At 49.4% G+C, this 14,174-nt stretch carries 20 protein-coding genes; 9 read left to right on the top strand and 11 right to left on the bottom strand.

The window, feature by feature from the left end; translation table 11 throughout:
* Positions 1 to 16: 16 nt before the first annotated feature.
* Positions 17 to 1,075 carry a prolipoprotein diacylglyceryl transferase gene (gene lgt, locus ACES2G_RS04765; protein WP_347357226.1) on the bottom strand — a complete coding sequence of 353 codons (1,059 nt, stop codon included), beginning with the start codon at positions 1,073 to 1,075 and terminating at the stop codon, positions 17 to 19.
* A gap of 129 nt (positions 1,076 to 1,204) precedes the next feature.
* Here lgt and ACES2G_RS04760 point away from each other — a divergent pair, with 129 nt between their 5' ends.
* Positions 1,205 to 1,960, top strand: a complete 756-nt coding sequence (locus ACES2G_RS04760; protein WP_347357228.1) for a hypothetical protein — start codon at positions 1,205 to 1,207, stop codon at positions 1,958 to 1,960.
* Between the two features lie 35 nt (positions 1,961 to 1,995).
* Here ACES2G_RS04760 and ACES2G_RS04755 read toward each other — a convergent pair whose 3' ends face one another.
* The 4 genes from ACES2G_RS04755 to ACES2G_RS04740 form a co-directional block, all read right to left on the bottom strand.
* On the bottom strand, positions 1,996 to 2,736 hold the full coding sequence (locus ACES2G_RS04755; protein ID WP_347357230.1) for a hypothetical protein: 741 nt from the start codon (positions 2,734 to 2,736) through the stop codon (positions 1,996 to 1,998).
* A 99-nt stretch (positions 2,737 to 2,835) separates the two neighbouring features.
* Positions 2,836 to 3,384, bottom strand: coding sequence for a hypothetical protein (locus tag ACES2G_RS04750; protein ID WP_374001440.1), 549 nt, complete (start codon positions 3,382 to 3,384; stop codon positions 2,836 to 2,838).
* 62 nt (positions 3,385 to 3,446) lie between these two features.
* A complete protein-coding gene (locus ACES2G_RS04745) occupies positions 3,447 to 4,637 on the bottom strand; it encodes an RsmB/NOP family class I SAM-dependent RNA methyltransferase (RefSeq protein ID WP_374001439.1) in 1,191 nt (396 codons plus the stop codon).
* Entirely contained in the window at positions 4,634 to 5,263 is a 630-nt protein-coding gene (locus tag ACES2G_RS04740; protein WP_347357233.1) for a hypothetical protein, read from the bottom strand. Before ACES2G_RS04740 ends, ACES2G_RS04745 begins: the two co-directional genes overlap by 4 nt.
* Before the next feature lie 149 nt (positions 5,264 to 5,412).
* Between ACES2G_RS04740 and nrdR the strand changes: the two genes are divergently transcribed.
* The 6 genes from nrdR to ACES2G_RS04710 all read left to right on the top strand — a co-directional run bounded on the left by nrdR (position 5,413) and on the right by ACES2G_RS04710 (position 9,122).
* Complete coding sequence (nrdR, locus tag ACES2G_RS04735) at positions 5,413 to 5,997, top strand: transcriptional regulator NrdR (protein WP_011163623.1); 585 nt, start codon at positions 5,413 to 5,415, stop codon at positions 5,995 to 5,997.
* On the top strand, positions 5,936 to 6,343 hold the full coding sequence (gene nusB / locus ACES2G_RS04730; RefSeq protein WP_038451055.1) for a transcription antitermination factor NusB: 408 nt from the start codon (positions 5,936 to 5,938) through the stop codon (positions 6,341 to 6,343). The genes nrdR and nusB overlap by 62 nt, the downstream gene beginning before the upstream one ends.
* Positions 6,343 to 6,795, top strand: coding sequence for a hypothetical protein (locus tag ACES2G_RS04725; RefSeq protein WP_347357234.1), 453 nt, complete (start codon positions 6,343 to 6,345; stop codon positions 6,793 to 6,795). Before nusB ends, ACES2G_RS04725 begins: the two co-directional genes overlap by 1 nt.
* A gap of 47 nt (positions 6,796 to 6,842) precedes the next feature.
* A complete protein-coding gene (locus ACES2G_RS04720; protein ID WP_347357235.1) occupies positions 6,843 to 7,397 on the top strand; it encodes a GTP cyclohydrolase in 555 nt (184 codons plus the stop codon).
* Positions 7,397 to 8,239, top strand: coding sequence for a pyruvate, water dikinase regulatory protein (locus tag ACES2G_RS04715; RefSeq protein ID WP_347357236.1), 843 nt, complete (start codon positions 7,397 to 7,399; stop codon positions 8,237 to 8,239). The genes ACES2G_RS04720 and ACES2G_RS04715 overlap by 1 nt, the downstream gene beginning before the upstream one ends.
* Positions 8,240 to 8,309: 70 nt before the next feature.
* Entirely contained in the window at positions 8,310 to 9,122 is an 813-nt protein-coding gene (locus ACES2G_RS04710; RefSeq protein WP_374001438.1) for a hypothetical protein, read from the top strand.
* A 12-nt stretch (positions 9,123 to 9,134) separates the two neighbouring features.
* Here ACES2G_RS04710 and ACES2G_RS04705 read toward each other — a convergent pair whose 3' ends face one another.
* The 3 genes from ACES2G_RS04705 to ACES2G_RS04695 all read right to left on the bottom strand — a co-directional run bounded on the left by ACES2G_RS04705 (position 9,135) and on the right by ACES2G_RS04695 (position 11,024).
* Positions 9,135 to 9,527, bottom strand: coding sequence for a hypothetical protein (locus tag ACES2G_RS04705; protein WP_347357239.1), 393 nt, complete (start codon positions 9,525 to 9,527; stop codon positions 9,135 to 9,137).
* Positions 9,524 to 10,513 (bottom strand): hypothetical protein, encoded by a 990-nt coding sequence (locus tag ACES2G_RS04700; protein WP_347357241.1) that lies wholly within the window; start codon positions 10,511 to 10,513, stop codon positions 9,524 to 9,526. The genes ACES2G_RS04705 and ACES2G_RS04700 overlap by 4 nt, the downstream gene beginning before the upstream one ends.
* Positions 10,514 to 10,592: 79 nt before the next feature.
* Positions 10,593 to 11,024, bottom strand: coding sequence for a hypothetical protein (locus tag ACES2G_RS04695; RefSeq protein WP_347357242.1), 432 nt, complete (start codon positions 11,022 to 11,024; stop codon positions 10,593 to 10,595).
* Between the two features lie 172 nt (positions 11,025 to 11,196).
* Between ACES2G_RS04695 and ACES2G_RS04690 the strand changes: the two genes are divergently transcribed.
* Both ACES2G_RS04690 and ACES2G_RS04685 read left to right on the top strand, forming a co-directional pair.
* Entirely contained in the window at positions 11,197 to 11,463 is a 267-nt protein-coding gene (locus ACES2G_RS04690; protein ID WP_347357243.1) for a hypothetical protein, read from the top strand.
* 80 nt (positions 11,464 to 11,543) lie between these two features.
* Entirely contained in the window at positions 11,544 to 12,014 is a 471-nt protein-coding gene (locus ACES2G_RS04685) for a hypothetical protein (RefSeq protein ID WP_374001437.1), read from the top strand.
* On the opposite strand, the gene ACES2G_RS04680 is transcribed toward ACES2G_RS04685, so the two are convergent.
* The 3 genes from ACES2G_RS04680 to ACES2G_RS04670 are packed head-to-tail and all read right to left on the bottom strand — an operon-like array spanning position 11,989 to position 14,165.
* On the bottom strand, positions 11,989 to 12,357 hold the full coding sequence (locus tag ACES2G_RS04680) for a hypothetical protein (protein ID WP_347357246.1): 369 nt from the start codon (positions 12,355 to 12,357) through the stop codon (positions 11,989 to 11,991). The two genes, ACES2G_RS04685 and ACES2G_RS04680, sit on opposite strands and share 26 nt — an antisense overlap.
* Positions 12,354 to 13,712 (bottom strand): hypothetical protein, encoded by a 1,359-nt coding sequence (locus ACES2G_RS04675; RefSeq protein ID WP_374001436.1) that lies wholly within the window; start codon positions 13,710 to 13,712, stop codon positions 12,354 to 12,356. Before ACES2G_RS04675 ends, ACES2G_RS04680 begins: the two co-directional genes overlap by 4 nt.
* A gap of 60 nt (positions 13,713 to 13,772) precedes the next feature.
* A complete protein-coding gene (locus ACES2G_RS04670; protein WP_347357250.1) occupies positions 13,773 to 14,165 on the bottom strand; it encodes a hypothetical protein in 393 nt (130 codons plus the stop codon).
* Positions 14,166 to 14,174 lie beyond the last annotated feature (9 nt).

Genomic DNA, 14,174 nt, shown 5'->3' with positions numbered 1-14,174 from the left:
AGGTGGCTTTTCAAAACTACTTACGATTCAACTTGATCGAGTGTCCTTTGCTCCAACCGGAGATTTTCAAAGAACTTGCTCTTGTCCAGACAAACATCATGACCAAGCCCACCACGAACATCGCCACACTCAACCACTGCCCACGGCTCAAACCCATCGCCTGCAAACCAATATGGGCATCAGGCATACGGAAATGTTCGTCAATCACTCGCACAACTGCGTAGATCAGGATAAAGCAGGCGGCAATAAAGCCCGGCTTGCGTGGTTTTCTCCATAAGAAGAACAAGAACAGGAAAATCACCAGACCCTCACCCACCGCTGCAAACAACTGAGACGGATATCGCGGAGTCAACAACGGTGCAATCGCTTCTTTGGCAGCCGTATTGCCATCTTGAATGGACTCGATCACTTTGTTCAGAATGGAATAAAGCTGATCACGCGCGCCCATATCGAAGCGGAATTTATCCACCAGCTCCAACCACTGCTCGCGGCCCACGCCGACTTTTTCCACAACAGGAACCAGTTCGGAAAGCTTGCCAGCTTCCTGAGAAGGCCAGCTTGTGATGTCTTGAGGGAACTTCACCGCCAATGGATAGGTCGGGTCACAGGGACGGCCAACCAACTCGCCGTTGATAAAGTTGGCGATACGACCGAAGAACACACCCACAGGTCCGCTGACCGCAACCAGATCAAGAAGATAAAGCGTGTTCACAGAATACTTGCGCGCATACAACCAGCACGCGATCACGATACCGATCATACCACCGTGACTGGCCATACCGCCTTCATTCACTGCCAACACACCCCAGTACGGGAACGTCGCCTTGAATTTCAGGAAAAGATCCGGGCCATAGAACAACACATAACCCAAACGACCACCCACCAAAGTTCCGATGGCGGCATACGTGATAAAGTCGCCAACCATTTGCGCGGTCATGCCTGCACGCTGTCTGCGCACCAACCAAGTGATCAGCAGATAGGCGCAGATAAAGCCCATCATGTAAGATAAACCATACCAACGAACACCAAAGTCGCCGGAAATTCTTAATGCAAAGGGATCGAAATCATGAACCACGGGATATCCTTTTTTTTTGTAAAATTAATTCGTAGCCCACGTCGCAAAGTGATGCACTCACGACATCGTGACCTGCCCGATTTGAGACGCTCTATGGACCTGGGACCATAAAAGCGAGAAAATAGGGGTATGTCTAGGTTTTCATCTGTGCTTCTACTCTGCATTATTTTGGCCGCGTCCCTGGCCGAGGCACAAAGTGCCAGTCGCTGGGGCAGCGGGATTGATTTCACCAAGCGCGCTGCCGCCCGGGAAAAAGGCCGCTGGTCCCTGTCTGAATGGATGGAGACCAAAAATCGCAACCGCATGATGGATATGTGGCTGTCGGTCAACTCCCCTTCGCCCTATGAGTTCGCGCTGGGAGGCACCTACAACTCTTTCAAAACGGAAGTGGAAGGTTCGGGCACGAGCGAATCTCATGTCTCTTACAGTGGTGAAGTTTCCGCCTATGCCCAGTTTGTCGGACTGACGGCGGAATATGAAAACAACACCGAAGAGGACTTCAACGACCTTGGCGGCATGCTCAATATCCGCCTGCTGGGAAATTCAATTCAGAACACCGCTTTCACCATTCACTATGGTCTGCGCACACGCGAGGGCTCCGGAGAGCGCCTGTCCCAGCAGTTTGGACAAGTTTCCCTGCAAGTTTATTTAACCAAGTATTTCGGAATCGACGGAAAATATCGTTATTTCCTTCCCACCTCCACGGATAATTTGGGGGATGTCGAAGGAAATCGTGCCGAGGCCGGGCTTTTCATAGACTTTAAAGCCGTTCGGATCTTCGGAAGCTGGTTTAAGGAGAGCCAGAAAACAAAAATCCCTGCTGCAACGGATGACACAGTCACCGATCGCACAGGGATCAGGTCAGGAATCAAGATCTTCTTCTAAGAAGACGAAAGGGCCCTTAGGGGGCCCTTTTTTTATTAATCCAACTGGATCAATTTGTTTTCGCCGCTTACGAAGTAAGACTCAGTCGCCTGCTCGTACGCCATTGGAGAAGTGGCTTTCCACTCCATGTTCATTTGCATACCAGCTACAGGATCACGTTTTGTTCCTGTGTTGAATACAGAAGGGATAACCGCAGTTGCGTCGAAGTTGAAGCCCCAAGCAACAGAAAGGTTCGCAGGCATGAATGTCGCGTTAGTGATGTATTTACCAACGCCATCAGCAGAACCACCCGCAGTGTAAGTCACACGGTAAGAGAAATCGACAACAGCCATGCCGAAACCGTTCTCATAAACTACGTTGTAAACTTTAGACTGAGGAATGTTCCAGCCGTGAAGGTCAGACCAGCAAGTCAAACCAGCAGGAAGAGCATTTGCAGTGTCCATTTTCAAGTTAACAACAGATTTACCGGCGTTGATAACCGCGAAGATTTTTTTACCGATGTTGATGATTTGATCCACGATCAACTCGATTGCATTCAATGGATTCACTTCGTTAGCGATTTCGCTTTCGCCAGTGAATTTCACGCGCAATGGACGTTGAGAGTTGCAGTCCTGAGACAAACCGTTTGCACCTTTTGCAAACGTATCCATTTGCGGATACTGCTCAGTGACGTCACGAACTGTGACTTTTTTGATTTCGAAGTAAGCTTTATCAGTAGCAAAAGCGGAAGACGCCATACCCAGTGTCAACGCCGCTGCGATTAGAGAACGAATCATTTGGACCCCCTTGTTTCGTTGGCAGGGGTCATATCAAGGCAAATACGAGCTTTCAAATGAAAAAGCCCATGTGCTAACTATTTAACCTTTTGCGCCGCATCACCACTGCTTAGTGAGCGTAAGCATAGGGAAAATCCAGGATTTTGAGTTCGAAGCGTTCGACTCAACCCCAGAAACAGTCTTCTTGGAATAGGTGGCTAGATAGTAATTCAGCGAAGCCCCCAAGTGGAAGCCCTCGCGCACTTCGGGCATCACGCCGAACTGGAACCACATGCTGGTCCCCGTCCACTCTTCCGTGACAGAACCGTCGGAAAATTTGCCTTTGCTAAGAATATTATAGGCCATACTGAGGCTGTAAAGCTCGTTTCGCCCGAACTGCCACTTTAAGTAAGGTCCCGTATCAACGGAGCTGTACGTGGTCGTCGCCGTATCCTTATCCGTATGAGAAACGCCGGAATAGTTCCAGCCTCCCCAGATATTTTTTTTCAGACTGAACAGGCCACCTAAGTTATAGAAATACTTCGTGGAGGTCTGAGTTTCAGTCGTGGAAAGAGTGTCAGCCATGTACGTCCCCCCCACTTCCAGCAAAAAGCCGGCATGGGCGGAGCTTGATACGATCAAAATAAGCAGTGGCAAAAGTTTTTTCACAGCTTTTTTATCGGATGAAGTGATTAGGACCCCAAGGCCAGTCAGGGTCCAGCGAGGTCCGGTTAATTATTGCGCTGAAGAAGGGCGGCATAGAAGCCGTCATAGCCCTCTTTATCCGGGCGCACATGAATCTGCTTGAGCAAAGTCCAGTCGGAGCCGTGCTCACTCATGAATTTTTCAATCTGCTTTTCATTTTCGCTTGGGAACAGACTGCAGGTCGCATAGACCATCTGCCCGCCTTTTTTGGTCATCTTGCAATAACCCGTCAGGATCTCGTACTGCAAACCGTGCAGACGATCGATTTCCTCATTGCTCAGCTTCCATTTACTGTCAGGGTTGCGGCGTAAAACACCCATTCCCGAACAAGGCACATCCAGCAGCAAACGATCGGCCGTATCGTACAGGCGTTTGATGACTTTGTTGGAGTCAATCAAACGCGTTTCAATCACGTCCACCCCGTCACGGCGCGCACGCACTTTCAACTCCTGCAGCTTCCATTCGTGAATGTCCAAAGAGATAATCTTCCCCTTGTTCTTCATCATCGAAGCCAGGTGCAAGCTTTTCCCACCGGCCCCGGCACAGGCATCAATCACACGGTGACCAGGTTCTACACCCAACAATGGTGCCACCATCTGAGAAGCCGCATCCTGAACCTCGAACAGACCTTTTTTGAATGGCTCGGTGATGAACACATTCTTGCGTTCAACCAAACGCAAAGCATTCGGCAGATCCGGGGAAACTTTTGTGGCGTTAATACCGGCTTCTTCCAAAGTTTTAATCAGTTCATCCGGAGTGGTTTTCAAAGTGTTGGTGCGCAGGAAAACTTCCGCTGGCTTATTCAGGGCGCGCATGGCGTCCTTCCAATCGTCACCTAATTCCTGCTGTCCACGAGCATGCATCCAATCCGGGATAGACTGGGCAATGGCGAACGAAGAAACATTTTTCTCGCGTGCGATCACTTCGGCTGGGTTCAAGCCCTCAAGTTCTTCCCAGTCTGGCAGTTCATTCCCCTGACGAATCCAATAAGCACCCCAGACCTTCCAAAGATCGTTGTCATCAGCCATGTGACTCAGCAGACGTTCCCAGCGCACGATCTCATAGACGGATTCCGCAAAGAAACGACGGTCACGGGCCCCCCAACGAGTGTTGGCCTTCAAGTGACGTTGAATGACTTTGTCTGCATAGAAGCCCTGTTCAAAGACTTCATCAAGCGCAGTAACGATTTCAGATACGAGGTGTTTATGAATTTTCAAAATGTAAATACCAGGCCAGTGGCCAAAAAGGTTCCATTGAACTGCCCGGAGGACAGAATAAGAAGGTGGTTTTTTAAACCAGCTTCGATGAAGAAGCCAGTATTTTCAAAGATATCAAAGAAACGAGCGCCTGCGATCAACTGATAGTCTAAAGACAGTGCAGATTTTCCAGAGGCCTGCTTAAAGAACACCCCCAAACCCAGCCCCGCCCCGAAATACAGCGGGAAACGTGAGGACGCATCAGGGAAGGTGATCAAAGGCATGAATGACAGCTTCGTTGGATTTTCATCTGCCAGATCAAATTCGGAATAATCCAAACGCAAAGCCAAATCCATCGAGTTGTACCATTCACCAACACGATAGGTGACACCGAACTGACTTTTCCCTGCATCGTCTTCCTGCCCGTTCTTACCCCAGTCATAGGACTGCGAAGCCATATAACGGCCAAAGTGCAAAGCCAGGTAATGATCTGAAGCCGCTCGAACGGAGTCATTGTAAGACTGTGCCGGATCACGGGGTTGGAAGTATTTGGCAGCCGCATCACGCCCCACCACCGGTTGGGAATCTTGAGCTGTGGCCACAGAAGCTATAAACAAGGGCAAAATCAACGATAGAAAAGTCTTCACACGCACCTCAATTTCTGCCCTCTATTCTATCCAGCTTTTAGCCTGCCACGGAAGGTCCATAACGCATGCAGACAAAGTCACTGGACCCGTTGACTCATGACGGTCGGCTCCCTAATCTCCGGCTAGCTTTTGAGACGGGACTAAAGACTATGAAATGCCCATTTTGCGGACATGCTGATGACAGAGTTTTGGATACCCGAGTGCAGAAAGATGGCAGCATCCGCCGCCGTCGTGAGTGCCTCGAGTGCAAAGCCCGTTTCTCAACAGTAGAAACCATCATGCTGGCGTTCCCGTTCATCATCAAAAAAGACGGACGCCGCGAACCGTTCAGCAAAGAAAAAATCCTTAAAGGCCTTCAGGCTTCCTGTCAAAAGCGTCCAGTCAGCCTGGCGCAGATTGATGCCGTGGTAGAAAAGATCTCTGCTTGGGTTATCAACCGCGGTGAATCCGAGATCTCTTCCCGTCTGATCGGGAAAAAGGTCATGGCTGAACTAAAACAACTGGATGACGTTGCCTATATTCGCTTTGCAAGTGTATACAGAACCTTCAAAGACGTTCAGGAATTTGTGGAGACTCTGGAAGACGCTGAACTTCTTGATTTTGTCGACGCAAGTAATCCACAATTAAGCCTCACCGCTATGACATTTGTTGAAAGCGAGAAAAGTACGAACCATGAAACTGACAGCAAGACGCCAAGCCCGCGAACTCGCCCTCCAGGTCCTCTTTCAAACTGAGTTTGCTCCGCAGATCAGCTACCAAACATTCCTTGAAGTGTTTGAGCAGAGTCTTGACCCCGAAGTGATCACATATGCTGATCTTCTCGTGACCGGTGTGAAATCCAACAAAGAAGCGATTGATTCCAAGATTCAAGCCTCCAGCGCCCACTGGAAAGTGGAACGCATGGCGACCATCGACCGCAACATCCTGCGCATTGCCGTTTACGAAATGCGTTTTGCTGCAGATCCTATCAAAGAAAACATTGCTATCAATGAAGCCGTGGAAATCGCCAAGAAGTACGGCACATCTGACTCCGGCAGCTTCGTTAACGGACTTCTAGATCAAGTCGGTAAGGCTCATTAATGGCTCTCAGCGTACTTTCCCAGGCCAGCGCACTCAATCCAGGTTCCGACCTGTGGATCGTGCCTGATCTGGAAAAGTCTCAGTGGACTGCCAAACTCGACTGGTATCTGAATTTCCAAGTTTGCAAATCCTCACGCCATAACACCCCGGCTATGCCCACGTTTGTGGAAACTGTGGTGCAGGAGGCGGAACTGGAGTCCCCTTTTAAACCGGCAACGGCATCAGGCCCTCTGATGATCGCTTCTGAAAAACTGCTACCCAATAAATGGGTCGTGGTTCTTCCCTGGAATAGTGATCTGACGGCATGGACGGCAGAAGTGTTTGGCATCTGGAAAAATCTGAAAGAGCCCACCCTGCGTATTTTCCTGCCACCTGGACAAAGTACCGGGAACCTGCAAATTGCCTGGCAAGCTCACCACCCCGTGCAGGAATTCACTGTCGTACTTGATTAAGTGCGTGTTTCTCCCCAGAATAAAATGATCAGCGTGGGAGAACGTTCATGGAAAAGCTATCGCAATCAATCGTGTCAAAAATCACAAACCTGCAAAAGCGTTTGGAATCCGTTCTGGATAATGATTTTGAAGCCAAAGTGGAAGCCAGCGAACGCACGGCGCACTTTGAACCTTCCCGCGATCTTTCCCTGGTACGTGGCCTTTCCCTGGGACTTCCTGAAGACCATATTGATCGCGCGATCGTTGTTTTCTCTCGCCTGGCACTGCTATTCGATGCGGGGGTTCTGCTGGAAAACAACGATGCTCAATGGAAAGCTCAAGCGTATTTTCACAAAGGTGCGACTCAGCTTTTGAAGAACAATTCCAAGTCCGTTCTGCGTTTGCCACCCATGAACATGTTGTCCGTGCTGACTACCAGCTCTGAACAAATGCTCGGCAAACTGCAATTACAGTATCTGGATCCTGAAAACAAAACATCCTGCCTGCTGATCAAGGCCAGCCCTGATTTTGCCTTCCTGCTGTTTTCGGGCATGGCCGATCTTTGGTTGAAAGAGCATATCGAGAATGTTCGCACGGCCCTTATCAACGGACTTGCTGACTAATGACGGACTCTCAAACCTACACGATCTATATTCTTTCAGACAGTACTGGCGAAACCGCTGCCACCATGATTCGCGCGGCCTTGGTTCAATACACCACCAAAGACGTCAACATCATCCGCTGTAAAAATGTGCGCACCGAAGCCCAGGCTGAAGCCGTCATCGAAGAATGCTTCGAGCGCCGGGGCATGCTGGCTTACACCGTGGCCAGCCAAGGCCTGCGTGCCAAGATTCGCGAAATGGCGTCCGGCAAAGGCATTCCTTACTTTGATCTTCTGGGACCTTTGCTTTCCACCCTGGACACTTTCTTCGGTCAGCATTCCGAAGATGCCGTGGGCGCATTGCGCGCGGTGGATGAGCGCTACTTCAAACGCATTGAAGCCATCGAATACACCGTCAAACATGACGACGGGAAAACTTTTGCGGAACTGGATAAAGCCGACATCGTGTTGGTGGGTATTTCCCGCACCAGCAAGACTCCGCTTTCGATCTTCCTGAGCCACAAAGGCTGGAAGGTGGCCAACGTCCCGTTGGTTCTGGATACACCCCTGCCGGAAGAACTGTTCAAAATTGATCAGCGCCGTATCGTAGGCCTGATCATTGACATGGATTCCCTGCAAAGAATCCGCAAAAGCCGTCTGGAAAAATTCGGCCAGGACCCTGGTGGATCTTACGCTTCGATGTCTCACATCGCCAAAGAGATCGAATACGCGGAAAAGATCTTTAAAGTGAATCGTCGCTGGCCCGTGTTCAACGTCACCGAACGTGCACTGGAGGAAACTGCCAGCGAGATCGTGCGCATTATCGCCGCTCGCCTGGGGCTGCCCGACAGTGTGATTTTCTAGGAATGGCGTACTTCTTGCTGCCAATAAGTTGACCTGCGGAGAGAATGCTCCGGCAAGGCAGGAGGATGAAGTGAAAAAGATAATCTCATTCGTAGTTCTGTCTCTTTTTGGGACACTTCAGGCTCTGGCACAGAGTGCAGAATTCAATACGCGGGCGGCGATTGCCGCTCGTTGCACCCCCAGTGTAAACCCCATTTACACCAAAGACTTCAAGTGGGGCTATGAGCTGCCGGAAATGCTGCTCAAATTTACAGAAATGTATGAGTCTCCGAAAAGACTTTCCAAGAACGCCTATTTCGATTCATCGACACAAACAATTCGCCTGCCCTATTATGCTGACAGAGGCGGAGCTGTCGTGGTGGACGAATCCTTTGTGCAAACAGTGGCGCGCCACATAGAAAAAGGTCTTCAGTTGGATGTGGTTGATGCTATTTTCTTCCCGGACATGGGACACTCCCATCTTTTGATTCCCGAGAAGTTAATGCAGGAAAAATACGACCGTTTCCCTGTGCAGGAGATGTCCCGGTTCTATGAGGAGGTTTTCCGCGACAGTCAGATCAAGTTTCTGTATCACACAGCAGAGCAGCTAAAGATGCTCGATGAAAATAATCAGGTTCTTCCCGACCCAAAAATCCAGCACCGCCATAGAACCCGAAATCTAGTGGGAGAAAACCACAGCAAAGCGGAAATGTCCCTTGTGCAAAACCCTGCAAGTGCCGCAAATACTGTCAGTGAGGTCAGTGGATATTTCTGGTGGGGGGCTGGCTTTAATCTGAGTGCAAATAAAAATGGTTGCTTTGCCTATCGCGCCCACGGCCGTGTCTATTACTTCGATATCAGTCTGTACGATCTGGAATACGATCCTTCCGATGGCGGATGGTAGTCTCCGACTCCCCTAGTATTTGAACTTGATCGTTTCAATCTTCAGGCCTTCAGATTCTTTGACGAAGGCCACATAGCCCTCTCCGTTTTTCTTTTTGCCTTTCAGTTCCATGCAGTAAAAATCGGACTTCTTTTTTTTCGGCTGGATTTTATTCTGCCCTGTGCAGTCCTGCAATCCGGTGAACTCATAGCCGATATCCAGAAACTGTATCATCTTATTTTGTTCCGGAGCCACCAGTGTCGAGGCCAGATACCCCCGAGCACAAGATACGAATACATCCTGCGGTGTTCGTTTGGCGCAAGCACGGAAATCTTTCCAGACCTTATTGGCGTCATCCAACGAGGCTTCAGCAGAAGCAGCACCAAGGCTCATCGCCAGAACCGCGATCACCGGGAGCATCTTCATCGCACACCTTGGCCTTTCTTTTCGCCGAACAACTTAAAGAGCAGATAGTTGGCGCCCCCGCCCATGACGGCCTGAGCGGTGTCGAGCACGTCCTTGGTGGTCATCGCCGATGCTTTTTCCACCTGAGAAGTTCCCGTTCCCAAACAGCGTGGATGCAGCAGCAAAGAAGCAAACTCACCGTTCTTGGATTTCATTTCCTCGCAAAGGCCTTCCACCGCCGGGCACTTCTGCCCCCACTGGTCCGTGACTTTTTTAATTGCCTGATAGATCTCTTGATCGGCGTAGCTGTTGCAGTTGATGGTTTCATCCATGGAAGGCACAAAATAGTCTTCCAGTTTGAATTCACGGTTTTTTACAAAACGTCCATTTTTACAGGCGGCAATTGGCGGCTTGCCATCAAAAAGATCGCGCCAGAAATAAAGCCCCTGATAATTGGCGGACAAATCGCCATAGGACTTCACACCCGGGCGCTGCAGGCCCCACGTGGCTTGTTCCTGCATGACTCCGACTTCCAGAGCTTTTCTGACCTTGTCCTTGGGAAGCGTCGGGTCCCGGCCAATCATATCCCAATAGGTCGCCCCATGCGCAAAGAAGTGATCAATTTTATCCAGGCCCACATAAAACGTCTGTCCCTGGGCTTGCACTTTATAGGATTGAGAGAAATAAAGATCCGTATATGGCCGTCCTGCCCGATACGGCACATCACGGGCCAGACGTGGCCCCGCAATCGGTGCATTGACGTAAACCGCCTTATAAACTTGCGGCAAATTACGATCCAGATCGTCCTGCACAAAATCCAAAAACTTTTTTCGATCACAGCCGAACTTGGCAGGAAACCCCTCCAGGTTCATATCCAAGACTGCATTGATTGCTTTATTGATCTCTTCATTGGCAACGACGGCTTTCGCATCCCTGCGCGCCGAAAAGTTGTCGGGCTCTCCAGCACTGACGTTCCACGATAAGAGAAGGACAAATAAAAAGGCCATGGATTCATTATCCAATGGCCTTTCTGCTTTATCTAATCCTTCAAAAGGTTCTGAAGATATTTAGACTTTGGTATCGTGTCTATGGCTGCTCGCCACGTTTTCCGGCCCACAGGGACAGCCCTTCCGGACCCATCTGCAAAATAAAGCGATCTTCCATGGAGCTTTCAAAAGTCATCTCAAAAGGCTGCGGGAAGTCTGAAGTAGCCACCAAAGCCTTCACACTGCGGCCCTTGATGGCCACGATCTCTGAAGGCAAAAAACGAAGGGTGCAGGTTGCTCTGACATCTTCACGGGCACATTCGATCTTCACACTTTCGTCTGCCGTCAACCAACGGAAGCGACTGTCCGCCCCTACGGCATCCATAAACTGGTGAATACGACCATAAGCCGCGCGCTCGTTCAACAGAACACCGACTTTTTCAGCGCGATGAAAAACCGCCACTGAATCCGCGGCTGCGAAAGCTTGTGCACCAGCCAACATGCTTACCAAAAACAAAATTCCTTTTTTCATAAAATCCTCCGTGTGTCAGATTGCGCTCGCCTCTCAGGAATTACCCACTATTTTTGGGTTGGCGTAATGCCCTTGCAAGGCTTCGCCTGTATTCCCGCATCCTCACTCAAAAGCGATGGATCGGCATCTGTGATCCCCGATACTCTTTCACAAAATCACCAAGGAGACACCAATGAAAAAAATGTTTTTATTGATTCTTACTTCGTTTGCAATTGCCGGCACAGCCGGGGCCATGGAGACCTATAGCTCAGCGCAAGATCTTCCAGAAAGTGCCTCTGTGGAACCCCTCTGGAATTCCCAGTTCGAGCGCCCGTCATGTCCCAAGGGGTATGTTGTCGCCAAGAAGTACTGCTGGAGCAAATCGTCCCACTGCTTTGAGCATTGTGGCTATATCTGCAGCAAGATTCCCAAGCCAAATGATCCAAGTGAGCGTCACTAATTTAGACACTCCTGCAAGTTTTGCCCGCAAAAGCAAAGGGGCTGGACACCAGCCCCTTCCACTTTTAAATTTCATCCTCTATGTCTCGCCTTATTCTCGCTATTTTTACTATTCTTGTGTCTTTAACTGCGGCGGCTTCGTCCTGTGTGCCCAGCGATCAATCCTGTGACTTCTATGCCTGTAAAGAACGCGAACACTCCTGCGGCAAAAAAGGTTATTGGCAAAATTTCGGTTATCCATACTGCCAAAAGTTCCTGAAAGATGAAGCCCGGTTTTCACCTCAATCCCAAATATGGCTTCAGGATGTTCGATATTGCCTGCAGGAACGTATTCAGCATATGGCCGAAGGAGCAAGTTGCAGCAATATGCACACCATGGCCATGGACAGCCACGTCAGCTGTTATGTCGATACTGGATTCTGTGACCTGTCTTATGTGGAACAAGTGCGTATTTACTGGTACCTGAAAGGTGCCTTGCGCAGCACGGACACATGGCGGGAAGCTTATTTACTGAAGCAAGCCTGTTTCAGTCGGTTTGTCGTTCCCAGATAAAATCCAGATTTTCTTCGCCCATCAGGACCTTCAAATACAAACGCTCTTGCTTAAGACGAAGAGTTGTCCAGCTCTCAAAACCCAAACGCATATCCGGATCCTGGGAACACCACGACGCGTTCTCTGGATGAGTTTCAATCACCTTCTGGTAAAGCTCTTCACCTTGCCAGGTATATCGAGCCCGTCTTTCACAAAACCCCACTTCGCCGTCACGCCAATAGCGCAGAACATTTTCATGTTCGGAATTGAATTGATAGACAATATTCAAAGCCGGATTCGGCGGTGGCAGCTCTCGATCCTGATACAGCAGTCCCACAAAAACCCATATCCCGAGCAAGCTCATAACAAGCCCCTTTTCCCCAGGATTGCCAACGCCCCACGCGCCTCTTCGGCAGTGAGCTTCTCAAGGCAGACTTCCTTCAGCGTCTTGGCAAAGTCCGCAAAGTCACTGCCAGGAACCAGACGATTCAAAACACTCATCGCCACATCCAGGCCTTTACCAGGCCCTAGTTGATCTGACAGTTCCCACAAAGTACCGCTGACAATGCCAGAGTCATGATAAAGACCCCCATTGCGATCACCTAAGACCAGCGAATTTAAGACAGTTCGGCGATAAGGAGCTTTTTTGTAAGAGACCTCCCCCATACGGGGACTGCCCAACTGCATGGCGGTAAAGTAATCTGCAAAGCCCTCATTCAGGGACCCGCCTTCACCTTCATAGGGAAGCCCGGCCAGAACATCAATAACCGCATGAACGCTTTCATGAATTACGATCGAAGGATCACGGGGAATATGCTGATAGAACTCGCCATCCCCTTGGCCCAGACGGATCTTGCCTTGATAGTAAAAAGCTGAGTTGGTCTTTTCGGGATAGCCGACAAAAACCTCTGCCTGCACTTGGAGCGGCATTTTGAAACCCAGACGACTTTGAAACCAACTGAAGGATTCGTTCAAATACACAAAAGCCTGCGTTTGATCAAAACGAGTGTCTTCCATCGAAAACTTCAAAGGACCTGCAATTTTATCAATTCTATTTTCAGCCTGGGAACTAACGTAAACCCAGTGATTGGCCAAAGCGGGTTCCAGATAAAGGCCTTTCAAAGGCACTTCCTGAACGACTCCCCACAGCGGTCCCCGCGGATAAACCCAGGCACTGGTATCTATAAACTGAGATCCCGCCGGTCGAATCGAGCGAACTTCCAGATTTTTATTAAGCTTTAATGTCCACATCCGGCCTTTTTCATCAGCATAATCCACTTGCCAGACAATTTCATAAAAGCCACCCCGTTGGGTGATCACCGGACTGATACTTTGCGGGGGACGTTTACGAAAAATTGGAAAAGCGGACTGAATCTTACGGCGTATATGTGGAACTTGCTGAATCACAGCTTCGACATCCAAATGCGCAAAGGCAATTTCAGGATTTACAACCCCCGCGCGCAGACGCTTGGAAGTGCCATCTTTGGCAAGAATCTCTTTTCGATAAGAGGACTCCACCGACAGTCCCTTATAGGACTGGGGTTGCAAGTGAACCCATTCTCCGCGCGAAAGATTCTTGGCCGCGGCCGCGAACTCATAGGCGGCAAGTTCACTGGCAACTTTTTCTTTGTCGCCGTCTTTCCATTCATAGACATGATAAGCGGACTTGGTACAGGCTGCAGAACTTAGAAGGAACATCAAAGGCAGGATCTTTTTCATATCAGCATCCCTTCAAAAACAAAGAGGGCTCTATCAAGCCCTCTTTTGGGTGCAAATTTCTTACTCGATCATCACAGATTTTTCGATGTAAGTGCCATCCCCATTTTCAAAGTGCAAAGTGTGTTTTCCTGGGGCAAATCGACCCAGACGAACTTCCTTCTGGAAAGGAATAAGAACCATCAAACACATGCCCGGGCTGACGGTCGCGATGGATTTGATATTATGATAATAAGTGTCTTTGTGCTCAATGTCGGCACTCTTCCATTTATAACATCCATTTTGGAAGATTCCGTTTACAACAACATAGACATCTGACGCAGAGTCAAATCCACCTGGAACATAAACTCCGCTAATGCCAATTTGTACATCCTTGGCCACACCCTGTTCCTGTGATGCCATTGCTACAGAACCAACACTCAACAACGCTGCCATTATCAAAGAAACGATTTTCATAGTGACTCC

The organism is Bdellovibrio bacteriovorus, assembly GCF_041888015.1.
Taxonomy (GTDB): Bacteria; Bdellovibrionota; Bdellovibrionia; order Bdellovibrionales; family Bdellovibrionaceae; genus Bdellovibrio.
This window is presented reverse-complemented; position numbering and strand designations above follow the sequence as displayed.

Coding starts and splice junctions, on each gene's coding strand:
- ACES2G_RS04760 (WP_347357228.1), top strand. CDS start 1,205: ATGTCTAGGTTTTCATCTGTGCTTCTACTCTGCATTATTTTGGCCGCG.
- ACES2G_RS04755 (WP_347357230.1), bottom strand. CDS start 2,736: ATGATTCGTTCTCTAATCGCAGCGGCGTTGACACTGGGTATGGCGTCT.
- nrdR (WP_011163623.1), top strand. CDS start 5,413: ATGAAATGCCCATTTTGCGGACATGCTGATGACAGAGTTTTGGATACC.
- nusB (WP_038451055.1), top strand. CDS start 5,936: ATGAAACTGACAGCAAGACGCCAAGCCCGCGAACTCGCCCTCCAGGTC.
- ACES2G_RS04725 (WP_347357234.1), top strand. CDS start 6,343: ATGGCTCTCAGCGTACTTTCCCAGGCCAGCGCACTCAATCCAGGTTCC.
- ACES2G_RS04720 (WP_347357235.1), top strand. CDS start 6,843: ATGGAAAAGCTATCGCAATCAATCGTGTCAAAAATCACAAACCTGCAA.
- ACES2G_RS04715 (WP_347357236.1), top strand. CDS start 7,397: ATGACGGACTCTCAAACCTACACGATCTATATTCTTTCAGACAGTACT.
- ACES2G_RS04705 (WP_347357239.1), bottom strand. CDS start 9,527: ATGAAGATGCTCCCGGTGATCGCGGTTCTGGCGATGAGCCTTGGTGCT.
- ACES2G_RS04700 (WP_347357241.1), bottom strand. CDS start 10,513: ATGGCCTTTTTATTTGTCCTTCTCTTATCGTGGAACGTCAGTGCTGGA.
- ACES2G_RS04695 (WP_347357242.1), bottom strand. CDS start 11,024: ATGAAAAAAGGAATTTTGTTTTTGGTAAGCATGTTGGCTGGTGCACAA.
- ACES2G_RS04690 (WP_347357243.1), top strand. CDS start 11,197: ATGAAAAAAATGTTTTTATTGATTCTTACTTCGTTTGCAATTGCCGGC.
- ACES2G_RS04685 (WP_374001437.1), top strand. CDS start 11,544: ATGTCTCGCCTTATTCTCGCTATTTTTACTATTCTTGTGTCTTTAACT.
- ACES2G_RS04680 (WP_347357246.1), bottom strand. CDS start 12,357: ATGAGCTTGCTCGGGATATGGGTTTTTGTGGGACTGCTGTATCAGGAT.
- ACES2G_RS04675 (WP_374001436.1), bottom strand. CDS start 13,712: ATGAAAAAGATCCTGCCTTTGATGTTCCTTCTAAGTTCTGCAGCCTGT.
- ACES2G_RS04670 (WP_347357250.1), bottom strand. CDS start 14,165: ATGAAAATCGTTTCTTTGATAATGGCAGCGTTGTTGAGTGTTGGTTCT.